Here is a 24,163-nt window from a genome sequence, read left to right on the forward strand (position 1 = left end):
TGGGGGTATAAGAGAGTCTTTCAAGGCCCGCGGTCGAGAATTAGCAGATAACCGGCCTTCGAATCCGCGCCGCACTGACATACACTGCGCGGCCGTTTTTTCAACTGGAACCCGAAAGACATGAAAAACGCATCCCCGGCCCGTGCCTGCGGCATCGACTTTGGCACGTCCAACTCCACCGTCGGCTGGCTGCGCCCCGGCATGGAAACGTTGATCGCGCTGGAGGACGACAAGATCACCCTGCCTTCGGTGGTCTTTTTCAATCTCGAGGAACGCCGCCCGGTGTATGGCCGCCTGGCCCTGCACGAATACCTGGAAGGCTACGAAGGCCGGCTGATGCGCTCGCTCAAGAGCCTGCTGGGCTCCAAGCTGATCAAGCACGACACCAGCGTGTTGGGCACGGCGATGCCCTTCAAGGATCTGCTGGGGTTGTTCATCGGCCAGTTGAAGAAACGCGCCGAAGCCACCGCCGGTCGGGAATTCGAAGAAGTGGTACTGGGGCGCCCGGTGTTTTTCGTCGACGACGATGAAATGGCCGACCAGGAAGCGGAAAACACCCTGGTGGACGTCGCCCGCGCCATCGGTTTCAAGGAAGTTTCGTTCCAGTACGAGCCCATCGCGGCGGCCTTCGACTATGAATCGACCATCGAGAAAGAAGAGCTGGTGCTGATCGTCGACATCGGCGGCGGTACTTCGGACTTCTCCCTGGTGCGCCTCTCCCCCGAGCGCCGTACCCACGACAACCGCCACGCCGACATCCTCGCCACCGGTGGCGTGCACATCGGCGGGACCGATTTCGACAAGCAACTCTCCCTGGCCGGCCTGATGCCGCTGTTCGGCTACGGCAGCCGCATGAAAAGCGGCGCCTACATGCCCACCAGCCACCACATGAACCTGGCGACCTGGCACACCATCAACGCGGTGTACTCGCAAAAGTCCACCCTGGCCCTGGGCAGCATGCGCTACGACATCGAAGACACCGGCGGCATCGACCGGCTGTTCAAGCTGATCGAACAGCGCGCCGGGCATTGGCTGGCGATGGAAGTGGAAGAAACCAAGATCGAGCTGACCCACACCGACCAGCGGCATTTGCTCCTGGACCGGATCGAGCCGGGCCTGAGCGTGGAACTGAGTCGGGCGCTGTTCGAGTCGGCCATCGACGGCTTGCTGGAGCGGGTGCGCGGCAGCGTCACGCAGTTGCTGGGCGATGCCGACGTGCGGGTCGATCAGGTCGACACGGTGTTCTTCACCGGCGGTTCCAGCGGCATCCCGGCGCTGCGCAACAGCGTCTCGGCGATGCTGCCCCAGGCGCGGCATGTGGAAGGCAATATCTTCGGCAGTATTGGCAGCGGGCTGGCGATCGAGGCGATGAAGCGCTACGGCACGCAGGGCTGATCCAGGACCGAGGCGCCTGAATCGCGAGCAAGCTCGCTCCCACAGGGATCGCATAGATCTTCTGTGGGAGCGAGCTTGCTCGCGATGGCGCCAGATCAGGCGCCATCGCTACCGGATCAAACCATCCCCACCTGCTTCAGCTCACTCTTGAGATACGCATAATAAATCGGCCCCGCCACCACCCCCGGCAGGCCGAATGCGGCCTCGAACACCAGCATCGCCATGAGCAACTCCCAGGACTTGGCGCTGATCTGCCCGCCGACGATGCGGGCGTTGAGGAAGTATTCGAGCTTGTGGATCACGATCAGGTAACCCAGCGCCGCCACGGCGACCCAGATCGACAGCGACAGGCCGACAATGGTGATCAGCGTGTTGGACATCAGGTTGCCAATGACCGGCAGCAGCCCCAGCAGGAAGGTCATCACGATCAGGGTCTTGGTCAGCGGCAGCTTTATCCCGAACAGCGGCAGCACCACCGCCAGGAAAATCCCGGTGAAGAAGGTGTTGAGCAGGGAAATCTTGATCTGGGCGAAGACGATGTTGCGAAACGCCTTGACCAGCAGGTTCAGGCGATCGAACAGCGCCGCGGCCAGGGGCTTGCGCTTGGTCAGGTCGGGAATGCGCTGCAGGGCAACGATAGCCCCCAGCACCATGCCGATCAGCAACGTCACGAACATGTGGGCCGCGTCCTTGCCCACCAGTTGCAGGTCGCTCAGGTGCTTGCTCACCCAGTCACCGATCGCCACCCGGAACTCGGCGGCGCTGGCCGGCAGGTAGGCGTCGATGAACGGCGGCAATTGCCCACGGGCGCGGTCGACCACCGTCATGAACTTGTCCAGGGAGGCCCCGGGGTTTTCCGCCTCATGGAGCAGGAAACTGAAGGCTCCGGCGAAGATCAGCGTCAGCACACTGACCACCAGCGTGCCCAGCAACGCCACCGCCAGCCAGCGGGCCCGGCGACCCTCGATCAGGCGCTGCAACTGCGGGGTGAGCATGTTGACCAGCTCGAACACCAACAACCCGGCCAGCAGGCTCGGCAACAGGCGCAGTGGCAGCACCAGCAACAACCCACCAAAAATGATCACCCAACTGATCACCAACAATACATGACGCTGAGAAAACGTTGGCATACAGCCTCAGGACAAAACGGCGTGAAAGGATCGGCAGTCTGCCAGCGATCCACCAACAGCACTAGACATTGTATCGGCCGATCCTGGACAGGGTTCAGCTGTTTTTTTGCAGTGTTGTGCCGCCCCCATCGCGAGCAAGCACGCTCCCACCACGAACCGGGCAACACAAATCCACTGTGGGAGCGAGCTTGCTCGCGATAGGGCATCAAAGGTTGAAGAAAAACCGGCCGTTATTTTTTCTTCAGGCACTCACTCATGAACGCCTTGCGGGCATCACCCTTCAGGGCCTGGGTGGTGGCCGTGGCGTTGCAGGTCTTCATACGTTCCTGCGGGGTGCTCGGTGTAGCCTTGAGGCAGGTGCTCATGAACGCCTTGCGCTCGTCGCCCTTGAGCGCCTTGGCGGTGGCGTCGGCGTTGCAGGTGGTCATCTTGGTCTGCTGCGCCGTCGCGGCGAAACCCTGGGAACACAGCAGCAAACCGATCATCAACAAAGGCACACGCAGCATCTTCATGGTGTTTCTCCTGGCTGCCGCACGAGGGTACGGCGATGAGGTGCAGTGTAGACAAAGCCTGTTACACCTTCATCTGTTGGATCTCCTGTGCCGGGTCTATCGCCATCGCGAGCAAGCTCGCTCCCACAGGGGGTTGCAGCGCTAGGCCCATTGTGGGAGCGAGCTTGCTCGCGATGGCGGACAACTCGATCCGAAACCCTACACCCCGGCCGCCTTCAACCGCTGCGCATGCTCGACAAACAACCGGACTGGCTCGGCCCCTTTGCCCACCAGTCCCAGCGACTGGTTGACGATGTCGAAGTGGTCCAGCGGATAGTCATCGCCGATGACCGTGCCCAGGTGTGAGCTGTAGCGGCCGACCAAACCGTCGCACTGTCCCGCTTCCCTGACAAAGGTGCGGGCAAATAAACGGCAAGTGCGGTTGGTGCCGTCGAACAGATTGCGCCCTTTATCGGTCTTGCCCGGCTGCAAGGTGCCGGACCATGAGTAATAGCGCACGCCATTGACCTCTTCCGGCCCATGCCCGCCCCAGGTAACCGGCAGGCCCTGTGGATAACCTTGATTGAACAGCGCCACCCCGGCGGTGGTCAGGGAGGCGTGGGAAGCATGGATGTCCACTGGCAGCTTCGGCCCGCGATAGCCGGTGTCCAGCAGGCTCATGAGGGCGTTGATCAGGCTCAGCACGGCACTGAGCACACGCCCCTTGGCACTGTCGGCCGGGTAGTGGGCCTGCAGGTAATCGGCCAGTTCGGAGCCATGGTTGGGGCCGGCCACCGACGTGACCGACGCCACCAGGTCCGGGCGTTTGGCGGCGGCATAACGGGCGGTGAGACTGCCCTGGCTGTGGCCGATCAGGTTGACCTTCTGCGCACCGGTTTGCCGCAGGATGTCGTCGATCAATGCCAGCAACTGCTCGCCGCGCACCTCGGACGAATGCAACGGCGAAACCTTCACCGCCACCACCACGGCCCCACCGCGACGCAACGCCGAGACGATCCCATACCAGTACGGGTACAGCACCAGGCGTATGAACCCGAACATGCCGGGGACCAGTACCAGCGGATAACGAGTGGCGCAGCGTTGCGACATGGCGACATCCTTGTGATCAAGAAGGGATCAGCATCAGTACCGATGATGACCAGTCTATGACACCCAGATGAATCCGTGGCGAGGGAGCTTGCTCCCGCTGGGCTGCGCCGCAGCCCCCTCTCAGAAAGATCGCGCCAAGGCCAGCAAGCGCTCCTCGGCCTCGGCACAAGACAACGCGAAGCTGCGCTCGGCCGACTCTTCGCCTTCGGCCGCCACCACCGTCACATCGGTGATGCCGAATGGGAATTGCACTGACACATTTCATTAAACTTTTTGCCTCGTTCCTCACTCCACCTAAGAAGTGATCGCGCCAGCAGAGCGTGACGCTCCAACCGGATCAGCCTCCAGGAGAACGAGATGAGCGACATGCACTTATCCGATGTAACCACCCTGCGCGAACGTGCGCGGCAGAACGTGCAGAACGGCGCAGTGACCGAAGGCTATGGCGCCGACCGGCAGGAAGTCATCCGCCTGCTCAACGAAGCGCTGGCCACCGAACTGGTCTGCGTACTGCGCTACAAGCGTCACTACTTCATGGCCTCCGGCCTCAAGGCCAGCGTGGCGGCCAGTGAGTTCCTCGAACACGCGAACCAGGAAGCCGAACACGCCGACAAACTCGCCGAGCGCATCGTGCAGTTGGGCGGCGAGCCGGAGTTCAACCCCGACCTGTTGACCCGCAACTCCCACGCCCAGTACGTCGCGGGCAATACCCTCAAGGAAATGGTGTACGAAGACCTGGTGGCCGAACGAATCGCCATCGACAGCTACCGGGAAATCATCCAGTACATCGGCGAAAAAGACCCGACCACCCGGCGCATCTTCGAAGACATCCTGGCCCAGGAAGAAGAGCATGCCGATGACATGGCCGATATCCTGGCCGATCTGTAATAGCCTTCAGGGCCCCAATCGCGAGCAAGCTCGCTCCCACATTTTGACCGCATTCTTTCAGACGGAATGCGGTCCCCTGTGGGAGCGAGCTTGCTCGCGATGAGGCCAGCCACCTCACCGCACAACCGGGCTACCGGCTAGGCTTGACCGTCACCGGCGCCTTGCCCGCCTTCATCTGCTCCAGCAGCGGCGCGCACTGGTTCGGCTCCCCCCCACTGGGCGCCACCAGCGCCAGCAACCCGGCCGCCGGCGCGGCGATCACGCCCAACGCCACCATCCCGGCACCGCGCAGCATCAGGGGCACGGCCTTGACGCCAGCGGCGGGCTTGGCGAACGGGCCGCGCACGTACAACGGCGAGCGCAGGGAGATCAGACGCCAGCCCTTGGACTCGGGGGTGATGGTCAGGTCCAGTTGTTCGCTCGCCATGTTCGCCGTGCCGTCGATGTAGATGATCGCGTTCTCCGTGTCGAACACGAACAGCCGCGTGGTCGCCAGGCCCGTTTTGATATCGAAGTCCGCCGCCGCACAATTGATCTTCACTTCTTTGTCGCCAAAGATTTTTCCCACCACGTAGTTGCCGACGTTCAGTCCCGCCAACTCCATCAATTCCCGACTGATGGCGCCATCGTTGATGAGCATTTTCAGCGTGCCATTGGCCGTGCCCAGCAGTGCCGCCACCGAATTGCCGCGCCCGGCGATGTCGGCATCGCCGTTCAATTCGCCGAAACTGGTTTTCATCGGTTCAAAACCCGGGAACAGTTGCTTGAGCTTGAACCCCCGCGCCGTCAGCTTCGCCTGGCCTTCAAGGGGCTGGGTGTGCCCGTTGAGGCGGATCTGCGCATCGAGGCGGCCACCGGCCACGCCGAAGCGCAGGGGTTCCAGGCTCAACTGCCCATCATTGAGCACCAGGTGGGTATAAAGATCGCTGAACGGCAACTGCTCGCTGTGAACGATGCGTTTGCCGGTGAACTCCACATCGGCGTCCATCACGCTCCAGCGCTCGGTGCGGAACTCTTCCACGGGCAAGACCTTGTCGGTCGGCTGTTTGCTGGCGCCGCCCCGGGCCTTTTGCTCGGCATTGGAGTCCGCACCGATCAGCGGCGCCAGGTCGCTGAACAGCAGTTGATTGGAGACCAGCGCACCACTGAGTTTCGGCCGCGGCTGGCTGGCGACATAGGCCAGGTCGCCATGGATATCGCTGTCGCCGATCTTGCCGTTGAACGCCTCGTAGCGGAACAGCGCCCCACCCGGCTCATGCAGCTTGGCAATCAAGCGGCCATCGGTGGTGTAAGGCGGCGAATCCGGCAAGGTCACGCCGCTCAGCGGGTAAAGATGAGCGAGGCTTTTGCCGGCCAGCTTCAGGCGCAAGTCCAGGGCCCCGAGGTTCAGCGGGTCGGTGAGGGTGCCAGCCAGTTCGATGCGAGTGTCGCCGATCTTCGCCTGGGCCTGGAGCGGAAAGGGTTGTGACGCATCCTGCAACGCCAGCAAGCCACCGACCTTGCCGGAGCCGGTCAGGTTTTGCCCGTGATACTGCCCGTTGACCTTGAAGGCGAACGCATAGTCCTGCGGCGTCGCGCCTTGGTCCTGGGCTTTTTTGGCGGCCTTGTCGCCAACAATGTCGCTGAACGGAATGGGTTTGCCCAACGGATCGATCAACAGGTCGAGCCGGGTCTTGAGCATCTGGTCGTCGAGGGTGACGTGGCCCTTGTCGAAGCCGATGGCGCCGATGTCCACCACCCAGTTGGACGGCTCGGCGTCCGGGTCCTTCGGGTCGAACTGGAAGCTCCAGTTGGCGCGACCGTCCGCCAGGCGTTGCAGGTTGGCGTTGGGCTCCGTCAGGTCGATGCGCGGAATCGCCACTCTCCGGGCCAGCAAGGCCAAGGGCGAAACGCGTAGCTCGACACGCTTGAGCGTGACCATTTGCGGGGTTTTCGACCAATCCGGGTTACCCAGGCTCAAGTCTTCGGCCACCACATGGGGCCACGGCAACCAGGCGCGCCAGCCACCTTCCCCCGGTTCGCGCTGCCAGACCACCGCCAGGTTGCCGTTGATGGCGAAGGGGCGATGCAACTCCTCGGAAACCTTGGCATTGAGCGGGGGCTTGATGCGGTTCCAGTCGAAGAACGCGATGACCAGGACCAGCACCGCCAGCAGGACAACAAGGCTGGCAAAGCTCCAGACGAGGATTTTCGAGGTGCGCGTCATGCACAAAACTCCTGATGACAAGTCAGCGTCCGCTACCGCGACGCCTTGGGAAACACGAACCTGTAGACGGTTCGCCATGAAGCGTTGGACTGGTAGAACCGCCAACAGGTGCCGATGAACGGCACAAAAAATCCCAGGATCCTGACCGAACAGCCAAAAAACTGTTACCGCAGCCGCCCATTTGCGAGGCAGTGATGGGTACAAAATACCCACTGCGGTGCAAAACAACACCTCGGAAAGGCCCGTTCTAGAGCCTTCGCCCCGAACAATCAATTCTGTTGATTATTACCATTGCGTTTATGAACTTTTATATCGACTTATCGAGAGTAGCATTGCCCTCGTACCCACTTTATCGCCCTCCCAAGGAGCAACGATCATGAAACGCCAATTACTGATGAGCCTGTCCCTTTCACTGCTGGCCTCCACTGCCTTCGCACTGCCAGCCTCCGAACAAGCTACCCCACAGGTCAAGGACAGCCATTCTGTCTACAGCCAGACGGTTGCCGAAGGTGGCCGTGATCGTCTGGAAGAAAAAGGTCTGGCCGAGGACGGTTATGACCGCACCAAGCAAAGCGATACCGTTGCAGCTGATGGCTCCGACCGCACCCCAGGCCAAACCTTGGCAGCCGACGGTTCCGACCGCACCCCAGGCCAAACCTTGGCAGCCGACGGTTCCGACCGCACCCCAGGCCAAACCTTGGCAGCTGACGGCTCCGACCGCACTCCAGGCCAAACCTTGGCAGCCGACGGTTCCGACCGCACCCCAGGCCAGACCCTCGCCGAAGACGGTTCTTCTCGCACTAAAATGGGCGATACCGTGGCCGAAGGCGGTGGTGACCGCGTGATCGAACGCAACGGCACAGTGAGCTGAGCCCATGGTGGCCCAGAAAAAAGCCCGATTCCTGCAATCGGGCTTTTGACTTTTCAAACCCCTCGTTTTCCCCGCCCGATCCCTCTCTACCGTTCGACGTCGGCAAAGCCGATTTGCTAGAGTGCGTCGCTCCCGTGAATCAGAAGTCAGCCTTGCGATGCTGCCCCGCGCCGAACAGAAACAACAGACCCGAATTGCCCTGATGGACGCAGCCCGCCATTTGATGGAGTGCGGCCGGGGCTTCGGCAGCCTGAGCCTGCGGGAGGTCGCCAGGACGGCAGGCATCGTGCCCACCGGGTTCTACCGGCACTTCGAAGACATGGACCAACTGGGCCTGGCATTGGTCAGCGAAGTCGGCCAGACCTTCCGCGAGACCATCCGCCTGGTACGTCACAACGAATTCGTCATGGGCGGCATTATCGATGCGTCGGTGCGGATCTTTCTCGATGTGGTGCAAGCCAACCGATCCCAATTCCTGTTCCTGGCCCGCGAGCAATACGGCGGCTCCCTGCCGGTGCGCCAGGCCATCGCCCAATTGCGCGAAGGCATCAGCTCTGACCTGGCCGCCGACCTGGCCTTGATGCCCAAGCTGCAGCACCTGGACCTGGCCGCCCTGGGCGTGATGGCTGACCTCATCGTCAAGAGCGTGTTCGCCACCCTGCCGGACATCATCGACCCACCGGCCCAAGCCCTCCCCGAACACCTCACGCCCCAAGCGAAGATTACCCAGCAACTGCGGTTCATCTTCATTGGCCTCAAACATTGGCAAGGGTTGGGCAGTACCGAATAACCCCCGAATGTACCCACTGTGGGAGCGAGCTTGCTCGCGATTGCGGTCTGTCAGCGGCATCAATGCTGACTGACCCACCGCTATCGCGAGCAAGCTCGCTCCCACAGCTTTTTGTGCAAGCCGCAAAATGGTGCGCAACACCCCGGAGCGCACCAATATGGCACGCAATCCGCCCCATCCTGAAACGCCATCCCAGCTATTTCCTACACCTTCTTCGATTGGCAAGCCCCTTGCTCTAAACACAGCACTGTTCATTGCTGGAAGCACTCCGATGCTGGTGATCCACCGCAGAATCGACACTCAACCGCGCTGGGACGCCGAGCTGCACCTGACCTTCGACGCCCGTAGCAAAAGCCGCCTGCGCTGTTTCAGTGCCGAAGGTGAAGACGTGGGATTGTTCCTGGAACGAGGCCAGCCGCCGCTGTACGACGGCGAATGCCTGCAGGCCGAAGACGGGCGCATCGTGCGCGTCTGCGCCCGCGCCGAACAATTGCTGCACGTCACCTGCGCCAACGCCTTCGAACTGACCCGCGCCGCCTATCATCTGGGCAATCGCCACGTGGCCCTGCAAGTGGGCGATGGCTGGCTGCGCCTGCTGGACGACTACGTGCTCAAGGCAATGCTCGAGCAACTGGGCGCCAGCGTCGAATCCATCGAAGCCCCGTTCCAGCCAGAACACGGTGCCTATGGCGGCGGCCATCATCATTCCCGGCACGGCGACGAAGACTTCAACTACGCGCCGCGCCTGCATCAGTTTGGCGTGCGCACATGAACCCGGCCTGGGCGCTGCTGCGTCTGGCCAGCCCGCAGCTGCCGATTGGCGGCTACAGCTATTCCCAGGGGCTGGAGATGGCGGTGGACAATGGCCAGGTGAAAAACCCCGACGACGCCCGGCGCTGGATCAGCGATCAATTGCTGCTGAACCTGGCACGCTTCGAAGCGCCCTTGCTGCTGGCGCACTGCACCGCAGCCGCCGCTGACGATTGGGACGCGCTGCTGCAACATTGCGAAGAGCACCGCGCCAGCCGGGAAACCCGCGAGCTGTATCAGGAGAGCCGGCAGATGGGCTACTCGTTGCAGCAATTGCTCGCAGGCCTGCCGGAACTCGACCACGCCGCGCGAGGCTTTCTCGAACAGCGCAGCGAGCCGCATCTGGCGCTGGGCTGGGCCCTGGCCGCCCGCGCCTGGCAGATCGCCCCCCAGGACGCCCTCGCCGCCTGGCTGTGGAGTTGGCTGGAAAACCAACTGGCGGTGCTGATGAAAACCCTGCCCCTGGGCCAGCAAGCGGCCCAGCGCCTGACCAGTGAACTGCTGCCGCTGTTGCAACAGGCCCAGCACAACGCCTCGAACATCGACCCCGATCATTACGGCAGCGCCGCGTTTGGCCTGTCCCTGGCGTGCATGGCCCATGAGCGCCAGTACAGCCGCCTGTTCCGTTCCTAGGAGACACACATGAATACACAACCTCTGCGCGTCGGTATCGGCGGCCCGGTGGGCTCCGGCAAGACCGCCCTGACCCTGGCCCTGTGCCTGGCTCTACGTGAACGCTACAACCTGGCGGTGGTCACCAATGACATCTACACCCGCGAAGACGCCGACTTCCTGGTGCGCAACGAGGCCCTGGCGCCGGAGCGGATCATCGGCGTGGAAACCGGCGGCTGCCCGCACACGGCGATTCGCGAAGATGCCTCGATCAACCTTGAAGCGGTGGACCAGTTGAACCGGCGCTTCCCGGGCCTGGACCTGATCCTGGTGGAGTCGGGCGGCGACAACCTGTCGGCGACCTTCAGCCCGGAGCTGTCGGACCTGACGATCTATGTGATCGACGTCTCGGCCGGCGACAAGCTGCCGCGCAAGGGCGGGCCGGGCATTTGCAAATCCGACCTGCTGGTCATCAACAAAATCGACCTGGCCCCCCTGGTGGGCGCGTCCCTGGAGATGATGGACAGCGACACCCGGCGGATGCGCAACGGCAAGCCTTTCGTGTTCAGCAACCAGAAGACCGGCCAAGGCCTGGACGACATCATCGCCTTCATCGAGCGCCAGGGCCTGCTGAGCGCCGCCTGATTTTTCGACTGACAACAAGGAAGCTTATCCATGACGTTCAAACGCATTCTCGGCGCCCTCGCCCTGCTGCTGACCCCGGCCCTGGCCTTCGCTCACCCCGGCCACGGCGACAACGGCCTGATCGCCGGCCTCGGCCACCCCATCGGCGGGCTCGACCATTTGCTGGCGATGCTGGCGGTCGGTTTGTGGGCTGCGCAACAACAAGGCGCCGCGCGCTGGGCACTGCCATGCACCTTCGTCGGTACGATGCTGCTTGGCGGCCTGCTGGGCTTTGAAGGCCTGGACCTGCCAGCGCTGGAAAGCGGCATCGCCGCCTCGGTACTCGCCCTGGGCCTGGCGGTGGCACTGGCGGTGCGTCCGCCGTTGAGCCTGGCGGTCGGTGCAACCGCCCTGTTTGCGCTGTTCCATGGCGTGGCCCATGGCTTGGAACTGCCGGACATGTCGAGCCCGTGGGCCTATGCGGCAGGCTTCGTCGCGGCCACGGCGGCGCTGCATGGCGCAGGTTTTGCGCTGGTGCGGGTGTTGCCGCAAGCGGCGGCGCCATTGGTCAGGTTGGCCGGGGCGGCTTCGGCGGGGGCTGGGGTTTGGTTGTTGGCGAGCTGATTCTTTAGCGCCTGCCTGGCCGCCATCGCGAGCAAGCTCGCTCCCACAGTTTGTTCGGGCTTCCACACTTTGATCGGTGGCCCTTGTGGGAGCGAGCTTGCTCGCGATGACGGACTTACAAGCGCCATCTCTCTGGAGTCGGTCACTCTGCTACCATGTCGCGCAATCGCCTCCCCCAGCCGTGACGACTTCCGCCGATGCCTGATGCTTCCCGCCCCGCCCCCCAGCCTGAATTGATCGCCCTGTTCGCAACAGTGCATCAGCATTTTCACGACGTGATCGTGCCGATGTGGCAAGGCCCGGGTTGGAATGCCGAACTGGCGCTGCCCTATGAGTCCCTGGATGCCGGACATACGCCGCTGCCGCCCCAGCGCTACCGCGCCATGGCCTGTGCGCGGCAGTTGTATGTGTTCGCCAGCCTGATTGGCGAAGTCCCCCAGGCCGAGGAGCGGGCCAGCGCCCTGTTCCGCTCGCTGCAACGGCATTTCCACGATGCCGAACACGGCGGCTGGTTCTACAGCATCGACCCCCAAGGCGCGCCGCTGGACACCGGCAAAGACCTCTACACCCATGCCTTCATCCTGTTCGCCTGCGCCCATTACTGGGACAAGGTCCGCGAACCGCTGGTGGAGTCGGTGCTCAACGCCAGCCTGGAAGTCATCGCCCAACGTTTTGCCAGCGCAGACGGGCTCTACGAAGCCAGCCTCAAGCGCGATTGGTCAACGACCGGCTCCGGCCCGTTGCAAAACCCCTTGATGCACCTGGCCGAAGCTTTCCTGGCCACGCTCTCGGTCCGCGAAGACGCCAACGTCCGTCAAGCATTGCTGAGCTTGTGCGACGCAATGGCCAAGCATTTCATCGAGCCGCAGCAACGGGTCATGATGGAAAAACCGCTCAAGGCTGTGGATAACTGGTTCGAGCCGGGACACCAGTTCGAATGGTATTACTTGCTGGCCTCATCGCCGCTGTTGCGCAACGGCAAGCTGCACACCGCCCTGGAGCGCAGCTTCGACCATACCGAACAACGCGGCGTCGATCCGGAATCCGGCGCGGTGTGCGCGATGCTGGACCAGGAACCACAAGCAAGCCCGCGCGATGCCACCCAACGCATCTGGGCTCAGGCCGAGTACCTGCGGGCACTGACACTGCGCCCTGGCAACCAGGGAGTGTTACTGCGTCAATTGCAGGCTTTGCAGCAACACTTCCTGCATGCCAAGGGCTGGAACGAATGCCTGGACGCCAACGGCATCGTCAGCCGCCGGGACATGCCGTCCACCACCCCGTACCACCTGCTGACCTGCTATCGCGGGCTGGCCGATTATCTAGGCTGATTGGCAAACCGCTATCGCGGGCAAGCCTTGCTCCCACAGGGATTTGAGCAGCCCTACTTCCCAGGAATGAATCAAGCCTGTGGGAGCAAGGCTTGCCCGCGATGAACGATAACGCAGTCTTATGTTTTGTTGCGCTCGATGGCAAACCCGGCCCAGGTCTGGCTCACCGGCATCAGCTCCAGGCTGTTGATGTTGATGTGTGCCGGGGCGTTGAGCACCCAGAAAATCGTATCGGCGATGTCCTGTGGCTGGATCGGCTCGGCGCCGGCATACGTCGCGTTGTAGCGCTCCTGGTCGCCACCGAAGCGCACCAGGGAGAACTCGCTCTCGCACAGGCCCGGCTCGATGTTGCTCACCCGCACGCCCGTGCCTTGCAGGTCGCAACGCAGGTTCAGGGAGAACTGTTTGACGAACGCCTTGCTCGCGCCATACACGTGGCTGCCCGGATACGGGTAGTTGCCGGCGATGGAGCCCAGGTTGACGATCCCGGCGCCACGGCCGTGGGCGATCAGGCGCGGCAACAGCAGGCGCGTGCTGTAGATCAGCCCTTTGACATTGGTGTCGACCATGGTGTCCCAATCATCGAGGTCGCACTTGGGGGCCGGGTCGACGCCCAGGGCCAGGCCGGCATTGTTGATCAGCCCGCGCAGCTTGGCGAAGGATGGCGGCAGGTTGGCGATGGCTTCTTCCATGGCCTTGCGATCACGCACATCCAGGACCAGGCCATGGACTTCCGTCTGCTTCGACAACTCGGCACACAGGGCATTGAGGCGCTCTTCACGACGACCGGTCAGCACCAGTTTCCAACCGGCCTCGGCAAACCGACGGGCACAGGCTTCACCAAAACCGGACGTCGCGCCGGTGATAAACAGGGTGTCAGACATCGTGTTCTCCTTGTTTGAACTCAAAAGCCATTGAATGGAAATCGGCCCACAGCATGCCCGGCCTGGCACGCCAGGGGCAAGGCTTGCGCATGAGCTTTTGGCCCACGACTGTTCATAAAACAACCAATCCACGCCAGGCCTCGCCCAACAAGGCCCGCAGCCGGTTGCTCGCACCTTATCCACAGGCACGTCCACAGTAATCGGGGGCAAGTGCAAATCCCGCAGGCCGCTGTGCACAAGGCTTTTCGGGGTATTTGGAATTTTTTTTTCGCTTGACCCTGCAAGTGAGGTTGTGCAGCGCAAGTTATCTGCTATAAGCCACTGCGAAATGGGCGATGGCTCCAAGCCAGTAACGACGGCGCTCAGCGCGGTCTTTCCAGAGTTTAGTCACAGACTTATCCACAGGCTTGCCCACTGTCTTTGGCGTCCATTCCGGCGCTCATAAAAGTGTTGACAACAGCCGCTCCCGCTTGACCAAAAACGCCTGATCAAAAAACGATCACAGCCCTGCAAGCCACGGATTATAAGGCTTGCAGCCAGCTACTCCCACGTTACCCACAGCCAGCTCCACAGCAAACGGGGACAAGTCAAAACCGTGACAAAACAACTGTTTGCGGCGACTTTATGTCGCGGTTTCGCAGGGGCTCAGGATTGTTGTCCACAATTGCCTGCATACCCAAATTCCTGTGGGAGCGAGCTTGCTCGCGATAGCGGTGGATCAGTCGATGAACATGTTGAATGTGACGCCCTCATCGCGAGCAAGCTCGCTCCCACAAGGGTGGGTGGTGGTTTGAAGAGATAAAAAAAACCGGCGATCTCTCGCCGGTTTTTCCATTACAGCAGCCGCCTCAATGCCCGCCCAGGTACGCGTTGCGCACCTCCTCGTTGGCGAGCAGTTCCTTGCCAGTGCCGGTCAGGCGGATTTCACCGTTGACCATCACATAGGCCCGGTCCGACAACCTGAGGGCGTGGTTGGCGTTCTGTTCCACCAGGAAGATGGTCATCCCGGTGGACGCCAGTTCACGCAGGGTGGCGAAGATCTGTTTCACCACGATCGGCGCCAGCCCCAGGCTCGGCTCATCGAGCAGCAACAACTTGGGCCGGCTCATCAATGCCCGGGCGATGGCGAGCATTTGCTGCTCGCCACCGGACATGGTCATGGCCCGCTGGTTGCGGCGCTCCTTGAGCCGTGGAAACAGCTCGAACATGCGCTGCATGTCTTCGCTGGCGTATTTGTCACCGATGGGAATGGTGCCCATCAGCAGGTTTTCCTCGACGGTCATGTCCGGGAATACCCGTCGCCCTTCCGGCGACTGCGCGATGCCGTTGGAGGCAATGTAGTGCGACGACTTGTGGGTGATGTCCACGCCCTGGTAGATGATCTGTCCGCCCGCCGCACGGGGCTGGCCGAAGATGGACATCAGCAGCGTGGACTTGCCGGCACCGTTGGAGCCGATCAGGCTCACGGTTTCACCTTCGCCAATGTGCATCGAGACCTTTTTCAGGGCCTGGATCGGCCCGTAGAACACGTCCAATTCCTTGAGTTCGAGGATAGGTCCACTCATACCAGTTCCTCTTCGTCGGCACCCAGGTAGGCCGCGATCACCTTCGGATCGTTGCGAATCGCCTCGGGACCGCCCTCGGCGATCACGTTGCCGTGGTCCAGCACCACGATGTGATCGGAAATGCTCATTACCATGCCCATGTCGTGTTCGATCAGCACCACGGTCAGATCATGCTCATCGCGCAGCAGCCGGATCATCGCGCTCAGCGCTTCGGTTTCCTGAGGGTTGAGGCCCGCGGCCGGTTCGTCGAGGCAGATGATCTGCGGGCGGGTGCACATGGCCCGGGCGATTTCCAGGCGCCGTTGCTGGCCGTAGGAAAGCTCCCCGGCCAGACGGTTGGCGCAATCCACCAGGTCCACCACTTCCAGCCAATAGAACGCATGGTCCAGCGCATCGCTTTCGGCCTTGCGGTAGCCCTTGGTGTTGAGGATGCCCGCCACCATGCTGCGGTTGACCCACATGTGCTGGGCCACCAGCAGGTTTTCCAGCACCGACATTTCCTTGAACAGGCGAATGTTCTGGAAAGTACGGGCCAAACCGGCGCGGTTCACCAAGTGAGTGCCGCCGAACATCTTGTAGTACAGCCGGCTGGCGAAGGACTTCGGCGAGACGAAGTCCGTCGGGCGAAACGCTTCGCCCAACAGCTTGATGACGTTGGTTTGCTCGCCACGCACGTTGAGCTCGATCTTGCCGCCCGTGGCCTTGTAGAAACCGGTCAGGCAGTTGAACACCGTGGTCTTGCCCGCGCCGTTGGGGCCGATCAGGGCAAAGATCGAGTTGCGCTTGACCTGCAGGCTGACATCGCTGAGGGCCTTGATGCCACCGAACTGCATCATCAGGTTTTCGACTTTGAGTACGACTTCGCTCATGGCGCTACCCCCTTGCGCGGCGTCACGCCGGTACGGCTGATACGGATCAGGCCACGCGGGCGCCAGATCATCATCAACACCATCAGTACGCCGAACAGCAGCACCCGGTATTCGGAGAAGCTGCGCAGCAGCTCCGGTGCCACGGTGAGTACGAATGCCGCGATCACCACACCGACCGTCGAGCCCATGCCGCCGAGCACGACGATCGCCAGGATCAGCGCCGATTCGAAGAAGGTGAACGACGAGGGGTTGACGAAGCCTTGGTAACTGGCGAAGAACACCCCGGCCAGGCCAGCCGTGGACGCACCAATGGTGAACGCCGAGAGCTTGACCAGTACATGGTTCAGGCCCATGGAGCGGCAGGCGATTTCATCCTCGCGCAGGGCTTCCCAGGCACGACCGACCGGCATGCGGGTCAGGCGATGCTTGACGTAGAGCACCAGCAGCACAGTGATGAACAACACGATGTAGATGAACAGGAATTTGATGTTGGGGTTGTAGTCGATGCCGAAGAACTCATGGAACGGCACCCCGCCATCCTTCGCCCGCCTGCCGAATTCCAGCCCCAGGAAAGTCGGTGAAGGAACCGGCATGCCATTCGGCCCACCGGTGAACGACAGCCAGTTGTTGAGCACCAGGCGAATGATCTCGCCAAAGCCCAGGGTCACGATGGCCAGGTAGTCACCGTGCATTCGCAACACCGGGAATCCCAATATGCACCCCGCCATCGCCGCCGCGATGGCCGCCAGCGGCAGCACCGTCCAGAAACCCAGCCCCAGGTACTGGTAGCCCAGCGCCAGGCCATAGGCGCCGATGGCATAGAACGCCACGTAACCCAGGTCGAGCAACCCGGCCAGGCCGACCACGATGTTCAGGCCCAGGCCCAACAGCACATAGATCAGCCCGAGAATGACCACCGTGAGCACGTATTTGTTGGCGAAGAACGGAAACACGATGGCAATCACGATCAGTGCCGGGATGATCCAGCGCAGCCGCGATTTGTAGTCCGGCGGCAGCACGTGCACGCCAGAGCCGGTGCTTTCGAAACCCTGGAGAATCTTCAGTCCCTTGGGGGTTTGCAGGAACAGGCTCAAGGCGAAGCGCCCGATCATCACGATCGCCACCAGCCAGCCGACGCGGGCCGGTTGCAGGTTGAAGCTGTAGCCGTCGAGCACCACGCCGACAATGGGCCCGAACACGATCAGCGAGATCAAGCCAGCCAGGATCGCGTCGATGACGCTTTGTTTGATATCAAGCGGTTTATTGGCAGCAGACATACTTATACCTTCGCCACGAGTGGGCGACCCAACAGGCCTTGGGGACGGAAAATCAGAATCAGCACCAGCAGCGAGAAACTGAACACGTCTTTGTAGTCGGAGTTGATCAGACCGGAGAACAGCGACTCGGAAATCCCGAGGATGATCCCGCCGAGCATGGCCCCAGGCAGGGAACCGATGCCGCCGAGTACTGCCGCGGTGAACGCCTTGATGCCGATGATGAAGCCGGCATAGAAGTCGAATGTGCCGTAGTTCATGGTGATCAGCACGCCGGCCAGGGCCGCCATGGCCGCGCCGATGATGAATACGTAGGAAATCACCCGGTCGGTGTTGATCCCCAGGATCGAGGCCATCTTGCGGTCTTGCTGGGTGGCGCGGCACATGCGTCCGAGCTTGGTGTACTTGATGATGTAGGTCAGCACGCCCATCCCCGCGAATGCGGCGATCAGGATGAAGATCTTGGTGTAGGTGAGCTGGACGAAACCGCTGCCGAAATCGAAGCGCATGGCGCCTTCGAGCAATGTCGGCACGCCCTGTTGGCGAGCACCCTGGCTGATCTGCGCATAGTTCTGCAGGATCAGGGAGATACCGATGGCGCTGATCAGCGGTGCCAGCCGGGTCGAGTTGCGCAGGGGTTTATAGGCGACGCGTTCGATGACCCAGCCGTACACCCCGGTGACCACGATCGTGAACACGAGGGTGCCAAGGATCATGAGCGGAAAGGATTCGATACCGAAATAAGCCAGCAGAGCCAGACTGATTGCCGCGAGGTAAGCGGAAATCATGTAAACCTCGCCGTGGGCGAAGTTGATCATGCCGATGATGCCGTAGACCATTGTGTAGCCGATGGCGATCAGACCATAGACCGACCCGAGGGTCAGGCCATTGATCAGTTGCTGCAGGAAAATACCATCCATAACGCAATCTCACGCAGTGAGAACCTGCACACCTTCGGGTGCGCGGTTCTTCTAAGGAAAATACAGATTAACGTCGGAGCAATGCCAGGCACGACCTGCACGCGCCCTTTGGAAACCGGGGTTTGCCCGGTTCCCAAAGGCGGCGTTGACGGTCGCGTCAGCCCTTACTTCTGTTTTTCCAGCTGGTGGTATTTGCCATCCTTGTCCCACTGGTAGACCACGTAGTCGGAGACTTTCAAGTCGCCCTTGGTGTCCCATTCCTTCTTGCCCATCACGGTCTGGACGGGGTTGGCCTTGAGCCACTTGGCCGCGTCTTCGCCTTTATTGGACTTGGCGCCATTGAAACCGGCGGCCAGGGCCTGGACCGAAGCGTAGGCGTACAGGGTGTAGCCTTCAGGCTCGGTGCCATTCTTGCGGAACTCTTCAACCACGGCCTTGCTGTCTGGCAGCAGGCGTGGGTCGGCGCCGAAGGTCATGTACACACCATCGACGTATTGCGCGCCGCCGGCGGTGGTGACCAGTTCGTCGGTCACGATGCCGTCGTCGGACATGAACTTCACGTCCTTGAGACCTTGCTCACGCAACTGGCGAACCAGCGGGCCGGCTTCCGGGTGCAGGCCACCGAAATAGACCACGTCGGCACCGACCGAACGGATCTTGGTGACCACGGCGCTGAAGTCTTTCTCGCCGCGGGTCAGGCCTTCATACAGCACTTCCTTCACGCCACGCTTGGCCAGTTGTGCCTTGGTGGCATCCGCCAGGCCTTGGCCGTAGGTGTCCTTGTCGTGCAGCACAGCCACTTTCTTACCCTTGAGCACGTCGACGATGTAGTCACCTGCCACGATGCCCTGCTGGTCGTCACGACCGCACATGCGGAACATTGCGCTCAGGCCGCGCTCGGTGACCTGTGGGTTGGTGGAGCCCGGGGTGATGGCGATGATGCCGGCTTCGTCGTAGACCTCGGAGGCCGGGATGGTATTGGACGAGCAGAAGTGCCCGACCACGCCGATCACCTTGTCCTGGTCGACCAGGCGGTTGGCCACGGCCACGGCCTGCTTGGGTTCGCAGGCGTCGTCACCCGCGACCAGTACGATTTTCTCGCCGTTGACGCCGCCGGCCTTGTTGATGGCATCGGCTGCCGCCTGGGCACCCTTCATGTACTGCTCGCCGAATGCGGCGTTGGCGCCGGTCATCGGCCCCGCCACACCGAATTTCACATCAGCCTGGGCAAACGCAGAAACACCCAGCGCAGCTGCCACTGCGAGGGCCAGGAAACCTTTCTTGTAAAACGTCTGGGACATGAGGTGGTGCTCCAAGGTTTTTTTTAGTTGGCACTGCGACTTCACTTCACTGAAAAGCTCAGAGCAAGGGCCGTGCCATCGGTTTTTTATTCTGAAAAAAGTCGCTGCTTTATTGTTATTTCGACTGTTTCGGGCCCTTTTTCATGGGGCGTGCAACCGTCTAAACCGCACAAGGTGCAACCTTTTATACAAACGGGTAAAACCCTCCATGAGCCATCATTGCAACCATCGCGCGAAACGGCGTGCAACCACTGTGTAACAACCCACGTCACCGAACTGCACACTGTCGGTGCGCGACTGCTACAACCCGCACCATAACAGGCTAGACGCTACGCCGGAAAACGCGGCTTCCAGCAACAACTTTCAACACTCAAATGACGATCCGCAGGCACTGGCCCGCGTGATACAGCGAAAAGCCCGCCTCATACAGGCAACTGCGCAGCCCCACCCCGGCCAGTGGCTGCATGGGGGCGAACGGGATCGGCAGGGCCTGGGTATTGCCGTGACACAGGTAATCGGCGAACGCCTTGCCGACCACCGTACCGGTGGTCACGCCTCGGCCGTTGTAGCCGGTCACGGCTACCAGCCCGGGAGCGGGTTCGAACAGGCGCATCAAGTGATCGGGAGTGAAGGCGATGCAACCGGTCCAGGTGCACTCCCACTCCACCGGCTTGAGATAAGGGAAGTAGTGTTGCTGCACCCGGTCGGCCCAGGCCTTGAGGAACCAGGTCGGCTTGCGGTTGCCGTTGCCCAGGCTGCCCAGCAGCAAACGACCGTCCTTGTCCCGGCGGATGCTGCTCAGCACCTGGCGGGTATCCCACGAGCCCTGCCCGCCCGGCAGAATGCGTTGGGCGGCCTCGTCGGTCAGCGGGACGGACGCGACCTGATAGTAATACCCCGGGAAGAAATTGCGCCGCAGCTCGGTCCAGTCACCCTCGGTATAGGCATTGGAGGCAATCACCACCTGCTCGGCCAATACCGAACCCTGGGCGGTCTGCACCGACCAGCGCTGGCCTTGACGTTCCAGGCGCGTCACCGGCGAATGGTCGAACAACTGGCCACCCAGGTCCGTGGCGGCCTTGGCCAGCCCGCTGGTGTAGGCCATCGGATTGAGCGTGCCGGCGCGGCGGTCGAGCAAGGCCGCGGCGATTTTCGAGGTGCCGGTGGCCTCGGCACAGGCCTGGCCGGTGAGCAATTCCACCGGGGCGCCACGACGCTTCCATTGAGCTTCGCGACTGCGCAGGTCGGCTTCGCCCCGGGCGTTGTGGGCCATGTGCAAGGTGCCTTCGCGGCGCAACTGGCAATCGATGTTGTATTTATCGATGAGGCTGAACACCAGGGCCGGCGCGCCCCCCAGCATGCGGTTGAGCTGGCTGCCCACCGCCTCGCCGAATCCGGCCTCAATGTCATCCGGCGGGATCCATAGCCCGGCGTTCACCAGGCCGACGTTGCGCCCCGATCCGCCATGCCCGGCCCGATGGGCTTCCAGCACGGCCACGCGCTTGCCTTGTTCGAGCAAGTGCACCGCCGCCGACAGCCCGGTGAACCCTGCGCCGATCACACAGACATCCACCGTGATTTCGCCGGTGAGGGCAGTGTTTTCAGGCCTTTGCGGCGTCAGTTTTTCCCACAGACATTCTTCGCGTAACGGCATTGCCAGACTCCGAAAAAGAAACCCAACCATCACACTGTTCAGTGTGGGAGCGAGCTTGCTCGCCATAGCGGCGGCACATTCAATGACTGTGCGACTGACAGACTGCCATCGCGAGCAAGCTCGCTCCCACAAAGGATCTCCACGAATTGAAGATCCGGCCTCAGTCGAAGGTAATCCCCTGGGCCAACGGCAACTCCAGCGAGTAGTTCACGGTGTTGGTCTGGCGACGCATGTAGCCGCGCCAGGCATCGGAGCCGGATTCGCGACCGCCGCCGGTTTCTTTTTCGCCACCGAATGCACCGCCGATTTCCGCGCCGCTCGGGCCGATGTTGACGTTGGCGATGCCGCAGTCGCTGCCCACGGCCGACATGAACTGCTCGGCTTCACGCACGTCGGTGGTGAAGATGCAGGACGACAGGCCCTGGGGCACGGCATTGTTCAGGTGCAGGGCCTCGGCGAAGTCCTTGTAGCCGACCACGTACAGGATCGGTGCGAAGGTCTCGTGGCGCACCACATCACTCTGCTCGGGCATCTCGACGATGGCCGGCGAGACGTAATAGGCATTCGGGAACTGGTCTTCGAGCTGGCGCTTGCCACCAAACACGCGCCCGCCTTCGCTCAGGGCCTGCTCCAGCGCGTCCTGCATGCCGTCGAAGCTGTGCTTGTCGATCAGTGGCCCGACCAGGTTGCCTTCCAGCGGATGGCCGATGCGCACTTTCGAATAGGCGGCCTTGAGGCGGGTGACGATTTCTTCCTTCACCGACTCGTGGGCGATCAGCCGGCGCAGGGTGGTGCAACGCTGGCCGGCGGTGCCGACGGCGCTGAACAGGATGGCGCGCACGGCCATGTCCAGGTCAGCGCTCGGCGCCAGGATCATGGCGTTGTTACCGCCCAGTTCGAGGATGCTGCGGGCGAAACGCGCGGCGACTTTCGGCGCCACCTCACGGCCCATGCGGGTGCTGCCGGTGGCGCTGATCAAGGCCACGCGCGGGTCGTCCACCAGGGCTTCACCGGCATCGCGACCGCCGATGATCACCTGGCTCAGGTACGGTGGTGCGTCGTTGAAGTTCTTCAGCACGCGTTCGAACAGCGCCTGGCACGCCAGGGCGGTGAGCGGGGTCTTTTCCGAGGGTTTCCAGATCACCGAGTTGCCACAGACCAGGGCCAGCGTGGTGTTCCAGGCCCAGACCGCGACGGGGAAGTTGAAGGCACTGATCACCCCGACCACACCCAGTGGATGCCAGGATTCACGCATGTGGTGGCCCGGACGCTCGGAGGCGATGGTCAGGCCGTACAGCTGGCGGGACAGGCCGACGGCGAAGTCGCAGATGTCGATCATCTCTTGCACTTCACCCAGGCCTTCCTGAGTGATCTTGCCGGCTTCCCACGACACCAGCTCGCCGAGGTCGGCCTTGTATTCGCGCAACAGGTCGCCGAATTGACGCACCAGCTCGCCGCGACGCGGGGCCGGCACCTGGCGCCACAGGTCGAAGGCGTGTTCGGCACGGCTGACCTGCTGCTCGACTTCAGCGGCGCCTTCCCAGTTCACGGCGCCGATGCGGCTGCCATCGATAGGCGAATGCACCGGCTGTGTGCCGCCCTGGTACAAGGCCGGATTGACGCCCAGACGATCAAGCAATGCAGCAACCATGGGGTAACTCCTCTAAACGAGCGATAAAAGATTGGCGGACGGACCATCGCCGTCCGCTCAGGCCTCTAGTTTTAGCTGGCCCGAGTCTTGCCAACAAACGACCATTAAGCGAGATATCATTCCGTTTATTCATGCTGCCCCTGACTCGATTTATAGAGCAACAAGAAAAAGGCCCTCGTCATGCTCAACAAGCGCTATTTACCGTCGATTACCGCACTCCAGTGCTTCGAAGCCGTGACTCGCCACCTGAGCTTTACCCGTGCCGCCGAAGAACTCCATCTGACCCAGAGCGCCGTCAGCAAACAGGTCGCCCAGCTCGAGGAACTGTTGCAGCACCTGCTGTTTCGGCGTGTGCGCCGCCGCTTGCAACTGACACCGGCCGGGGAGTTGTACTTGGGGGAAGTGCGAAAAATCCTTACCCAGGTGGAGATGTCCACCCACTACCTGCGCTCCTACGGTGGCGATACCGAAGTGCTGCGTGTTTCCACGCCTCCGACCTTCGGTGCCCGCTGGCTGGTGCCCCGCCTGAAGGGCTGGCGGTTGCGTCATCCGAAAATTCATCTGGACCTGCGCAGCGAGCAGGAAGCCGACGACTTGCAGCAGGGGCGCAGCGACCTGGCGTTCTACTTCGGCCAGGGTTCACGCCCTGGCACCGAATCCCGGAGACTGTTCGACGAAGAGCTGGTGCCGGTCTGCGCGCCCGGCAGCCTGCCTGAGCAGGCCTTCACCGACCCGACCCAACTGGCCGAGCTGGTGCTGCTGCAAAACGCCTCGCGGCCCCAGGCCTGGCATGACTGGTTCGACAGCCAGGGCTACCACACCGAACACAGCTACCACGGGCCGCGTTTCGAAACCTTCTACATGTGCATCCGGGCCGCCCAGGTCGGCTGCGGCGTCGCCCTGCTGCCGCGGTTTCTGGTGGAAGAAGAACTGGCCGACGGCAAACTGGTCATCCCCTGGCAGCATGCGATGCCGAGCACCGATGCTTACTACCTGGCCTACCCGGAACATTCGGCGGAAGTGCCCAAGGTGCGGCTTTTCGTGGAATGGATGCTGGAACAGCTCGATAGCCCGGGTACGCCGCAATAACAGCAACCACCACCAAACCCTGTGGCGAGGGAGCTTGCTCCCGCTGGGGCGCGAAGCGGCCCTTTTCCATGCGG

General features: G+C 62.0%; 22 protein-coding genes and 1 pseudogene. 10 read left to right on the top strand and 13 right to left on the bottom strand.

Annotated features, from left to right (window positions below; genetic code table 11):
- The first annotated feature begins 120 nt into the window (after positions 1-120).
- Positions 121-1,395 carry an Hsp70 family protein gene (locus tag AO356_RS08425; protein WP_060739384.1) on the top strand — a complete coding sequence of 425 codons (1,275 nt, stop codon included), beginning with the start codon at positions 121-123 and terminating at the stop codon, positions 1,393-1,395.
- Between the two features lie 116 nt (positions 1,396-1,511).
- On the opposite strand, the gene AO356_RS08430 is transcribed toward AO356_RS08425, so the two are convergent.
- From AO356_RS08430 to AO356_RS33005, 4 genes and pseudogenes are all read right to left on the bottom strand, one after another.
- Positions 1,512-2,525, bottom strand: coding sequence for an AI-2E family transporter (locus AO356_RS08430; protein ID WP_003197331.1), 1,014 nt, complete (start codon positions 2,523-2,525; stop codon positions 1,512-1,514).
- Positions 2,526-2,755: 230 nt separating this feature from the next.
- Positions 2,756-3,037, bottom strand: coding sequence for a PsiF family protein (locus AO356_RS08435; RefSeq protein WP_060739385.1), 282 nt, complete (start codon positions 3,035-3,037; stop codon positions 2,756-2,758).
- Positions 3,038-3,235: 198 nt separating this feature from the next.
- The gene (locus AO356_RS08440) at positions 3,236-4,126 is read right to left on the bottom strand and encodes an esterase/lipase family protein (RefSeq protein WP_060739386.1); all 891 of its coding nucleotides are present in this window, start codon (positions 4,124-4,126) and stop codon (positions 3,236-3,238) included.
- A 120-nt stretch (positions 4,127-4,246) separates the two neighbouring features.
- Positions 4,247-4,363 (bottom strand): annotated as a pseudogene (locus tag AO356_RS33005) (FMN-dependent NADH-azoreductase); the annotation flags it as partial.
- 120 nt (positions 4,364-4,483) lie between these two features.
- Between AO356_RS33005 and AO356_RS08445 the strand changes: the two are divergent.
- Positions 4,484-5,014: a ferritin-like domain-containing protein gene (locus tag AO356_RS08445; protein ID WP_060739387.1), complete on the top strand. Its 531-nt coding sequence runs from the start codon at positions 4,484-4,486 to the stop codon at positions 5,012-5,014.
- A gap of 130 nt (positions 5,015-5,144) precedes the next feature.
- Here the strand turns inward: AO356_RS08445 and AO356_RS08450 are convergent, their stop codons facing one another.
- A complete protein-coding gene (locus AO356_RS08450) occupies positions 5,145-7,220 on the bottom strand; it encodes an AsmA family protein (RefSeq protein WP_060739388.1) in 2,076 nt (691 codons plus the stop codon).
- 376 nt (positions 7,221-7,596) lie between these two features.
- Here AO356_RS08450 and AO356_RS08455 point away from each other — a divergent pair, with 376 nt between their 5' ends.
- The 7 genes from AO356_RS08455 to AO356_RS08485 all read left to right on the top strand — a co-directional run bounded on the left by AO356_RS08455 (position 7,597) and on the right by AO356_RS08485 (position 12,882).
- The gene (locus AO356_RS08455) at positions 7,597-8,091 is read left to right on the top strand and encodes a hypothetical protein (protein WP_060739389.1); all 495 of its coding nucleotides are present in this window, start codon (positions 7,597-7,599) and stop codon (positions 8,089-8,091) included.
- A 157-nt stretch (positions 8,092-8,248) separates the two neighbouring features.
- A complete protein-coding gene (locus AO356_RS08460; protein ID WP_060739390.1) occupies positions 8,249-8,881 on the top strand; it encodes a TetR family transcriptional regulator in 633 nt (210 codons plus the stop codon).
- A 271-nt stretch (positions 8,882-9,152) separates the two neighbouring features.
- Positions 9,153-9,653, top strand: a complete 501-nt coding sequence (ureE, locus tag AO356_RS08465; RefSeq protein ID WP_060739391.1) for an urease accessory protein UreE — start codon at positions 9,153-9,155, stop codon at positions 9,651-9,653.
- Positions 9,650-10,324: an urease accessory protein UreF gene (locus tag AO356_RS08470; RefSeq protein WP_060739392.1), complete on the top strand. Its 675-nt coding sequence runs from the start codon at positions 9,650-9,652 to the stop codon at positions 10,322-10,324. The genes ureE and AO356_RS08470 overlap by 4 nt, the downstream gene beginning before the upstream one ends.
- Before the next feature lie 9 nt (positions 10,325-10,333).
- A complete protein-coding gene (gene ureG / locus AO356_RS08475; RefSeq protein ID WP_060739393.1) occupies positions 10,334-10,948 on the top strand; it encodes an urease accessory protein UreG in 615 nt (204 codons plus the stop codon).
- Positions 10,949-10,978: 30 nt separating this feature from the next.
- A complete protein-coding gene (locus AO356_RS08480; RefSeq protein ID WP_060739394.1) occupies positions 10,979-11,551 on the top strand; it encodes a HupE/UreJ family protein in 573 nt (190 codons plus the stop codon).
- A 197-nt stretch (positions 11,552-11,748) separates the two neighbouring features.
- A complete protein-coding gene (locus AO356_RS08485) occupies positions 11,749-12,882 on the top strand; it encodes an AGE family epimerase/isomerase (RefSeq protein WP_060739395.1) in 1,134 nt (377 codons plus the stop codon).
- A 119-nt stretch (positions 12,883-13,001) separates the two neighbouring features.
- Here the strand turns inward: AO356_RS08485 and AO356_RS08490 are convergent, their stop codons facing one another.
- The 8 genes from AO356_RS08490 to AO356_RS08525 form a co-directional block, all read right to left on the bottom strand.
- Entirely contained in the window at positions 13,002-13,766 is a 765-nt protein-coding gene (locus AO356_RS08490; RefSeq protein ID WP_003197302.1) for an SDR family oxidoreductase, read from the bottom strand.
- 848 nt (positions 13,767-14,614) lie between these two features.
- Complete coding sequence (locus tag AO356_RS08495; RefSeq protein ID WP_018606262.1) at positions 14,615-15,331, bottom strand: ABC transporter ATP-binding protein; 717 nt, start codon at positions 15,329-15,331, stop codon at positions 14,615-14,617.
- Positions 15,328-16,200, bottom strand: a complete 873-nt coding sequence (locus tag AO356_RS08500) for an ABC transporter ATP-binding protein (RefSeq protein WP_060739396.1) — start codon at positions 16,198-16,200, stop codon at positions 15,328-15,330. Before AO356_RS08500 ends, AO356_RS08495 begins: the two co-directional genes overlap by 4 nt.
- Positions 16,197-17,477 (bottom strand): high-affinity branched-chain amino acid ABC transporter permease LivM, encoded by a 1,281-nt coding sequence (livM, locus tag AO356_RS08505; protein WP_060739397.1) that lies wholly within the window; start codon positions 17,475-17,477, stop codon positions 16,197-16,199. Before livM ends, AO356_RS08500 begins: the two co-directional genes overlap by 4 nt.
- Positions 17,478-17,479: 2 nt before the next feature.
- Complete coding sequence (locus AO356_RS08510) at positions 17,480-18,394, bottom strand: ABC transporter permease subunit (RefSeq protein ID WP_060739398.1); 915 nt, start codon at positions 18,392-18,394, stop codon at positions 17,480-17,482.
- Positions 18,395-18,558: 164 nt separating this feature from the next.
- A complete protein-coding gene (locus AO356_RS08515) occupies positions 18,559-19,695 on the bottom strand; it encodes a branched-chain amino acid ABC transporter substrate-binding protein (RefSeq protein WP_060739399.1) in 1,137 nt (378 codons plus the stop codon).
- Positions 19,696-20,065: 370 nt separating this feature from the next.
- Positions 20,066-21,349: an NAD(P)/FAD-dependent oxidoreductase gene (locus tag AO356_RS08520; protein WP_060739400.1), complete on the bottom strand. Its 1,284-nt coding sequence runs from the start codon at positions 21,347-21,349 to the stop codon at positions 20,066-20,068.
- A 160-nt stretch (positions 21,350-21,509) separates the two neighbouring features.
- Complete coding sequence (locus AO356_RS08525; protein ID WP_060739401.1) at positions 21,510-23,000, bottom strand: aldehyde dehydrogenase family protein; 1,491 nt, start codon at positions 22,998-23,000, stop codon at positions 21,510-21,512.
- Between the two features lie 180 nt (positions 23,001-23,180).
- Between AO356_RS08525 and AO356_RS08530 the strand changes: the two genes are divergently transcribed.
- Positions 23,181-24,089, top strand: a complete 909-nt coding sequence (locus AO356_RS08530; RefSeq protein WP_060739402.1) for a LysR family transcriptional regulator — start codon at positions 23,181-23,183, stop codon at positions 24,087-24,089.
- The last annotated feature ends 74 nt before the right edge of the window (positions 24,090-24,163 follow it).

This window comes from Pseudomonas fluorescens (assembly GCF_001307275.1).
GTDB lineage: Bacteria > Pseudomonadota > Gammaproteobacteria > Pseudomonadales > Pseudomonadaceae > Aquipseudomonas > Aquipseudomonas fluorescens_AA.

Coding starts and splice junctions, on each gene's coding strand:
- AO356_RS08425 (WP_060739384.1), top strand. CDS start 121: ATGAAAAACGCATCCCCGGCCCGTGCCTGCGGCATCGACTTTGGCACG.
- AO356_RS08430 (WP_003197331.1), bottom strand. CDS start 2,525: ATGCCAACGTTTTCTCAGCGTCATGTATTGTTGGTGATCAGTTGGGTG.
- AO356_RS08435 (WP_060739385.1), bottom strand. CDS start 3,037: ATGAAGATGCTGCGTGTGCCTTTGTTGATGATCGGTTTGCTGCTGTGT.
- AO356_RS08440 (WP_060739386.1), bottom strand. CDS start 4,126: ATGTCGCAACGCTGCGCCACTCGTTATCCGCTGGTACTGGTCCCCGGC.
- AO356_RS08445 (WP_060739387.1), top strand. CDS start 4,484: ATGAGCGACATGCACTTATCCGATGTAACCACCCTGCGCGAACGTGCG.
- AO356_RS08450 (WP_060739388.1), bottom strand. CDS start 7,220: ATGACGCGCACCTCGAAAATCCTCGTCTGGAGCTTTGCCAGCCTTGTT.
- AO356_RS08455 (WP_060739389.1), top strand. CDS start 7,597: ATGAAACGCCAATTACTGATGAGCCTGTCCCTTTCACTGCTGGCCTCC.
- AO356_RS08460 (WP_060739390.1), top strand. CDS start 8,249: ATGCTGCCCCGCGCCGAACAGAAACAACAGACCCGAATTGCCCTGATG.
- ureE (WP_060739391.1), top strand. CDS start 9,153: ATGCTGGTGATCCACCGCAGAATCGACACTCAACCGCGCTGGGACGCC.
- AO356_RS08470 (WP_060739392.1), top strand. CDS start 9,650: ATGAACCCGGCCTGGGCGCTGCTGCGTCTGGCCAGCCCGCAGCTGCCG.
- ureG (WP_060739393.1), top strand. CDS start 10,334: ATGAATACACAACCTCTGCGCGTCGGTATCGGCGGCCCGGTGGGCTCC.
- AO356_RS08480 (WP_060739394.1), top strand. CDS start 10,979: ATGACGTTCAAACGCATTCTCGGCGCCCTCGCCCTGCTGCTGACCCCG.
- AO356_RS08485 (WP_060739395.1), top strand. CDS start 11,749: ATGCCTGATGCTTCCCGCCCCGCCCCCCAGCCTGAATTGATCGCCCTG.
- AO356_RS08490 (WP_003197302.1), bottom strand. CDS start 13,766: ATGTCTGACACCCTGTTTATCACCGGCGCGACGTCCGGTTTTGGTGAA.
- AO356_RS08495 (WP_018606262.1), bottom strand. CDS start 15,331: ATGAGTGGACCTATCCTCGAACTCAAGGAATTGGACGTGTTCTACGGG.
- AO356_RS08500 (WP_060739396.1), bottom strand. CDS start 16,200: ATGAGCGAAGTCGTACTCAAAGTCGAAAACCTGATGATGCAGTTCGGT.
- livM (WP_060739397.1), bottom strand. CDS start 17,477: ATGTCTGCTGCCAATAAACCGCTTGATATCAAACAAAGCGTCATCGAC.
- AO356_RS08510 (WP_060739398.1), bottom strand. CDS start 18,394: ATGGATGGTATTTTCCTGCAGCAACTGATCAATGGCCTGACCCTCGGG.
- AO356_RS08515 (WP_060739399.1), bottom strand. CDS start 19,695: ATGTCCCAGACGTTTTACAAGAAAGGTTTCCTGGCCCTCGCAGTGGCA.
- AO356_RS08520 (WP_060739400.1), bottom strand. CDS start 21,349: ATGCCGTTACGCGAAGAATGTCTGTGGGAAAAACTGACGCCGCAAAGG.
- AO356_RS08525 (WP_060739401.1), bottom strand. CDS start 23,000: ATGGTTGCTGCATTGCTTGATCGTCTGGGCGTCAATCCGGCCTTGTAC.
- AO356_RS08530 (WP_060739402.1), top strand. CDS start 23,181: ATGCTCAACAAGCGCTATTTACCGTCGATTACCGCACTCCAGTGCTTC.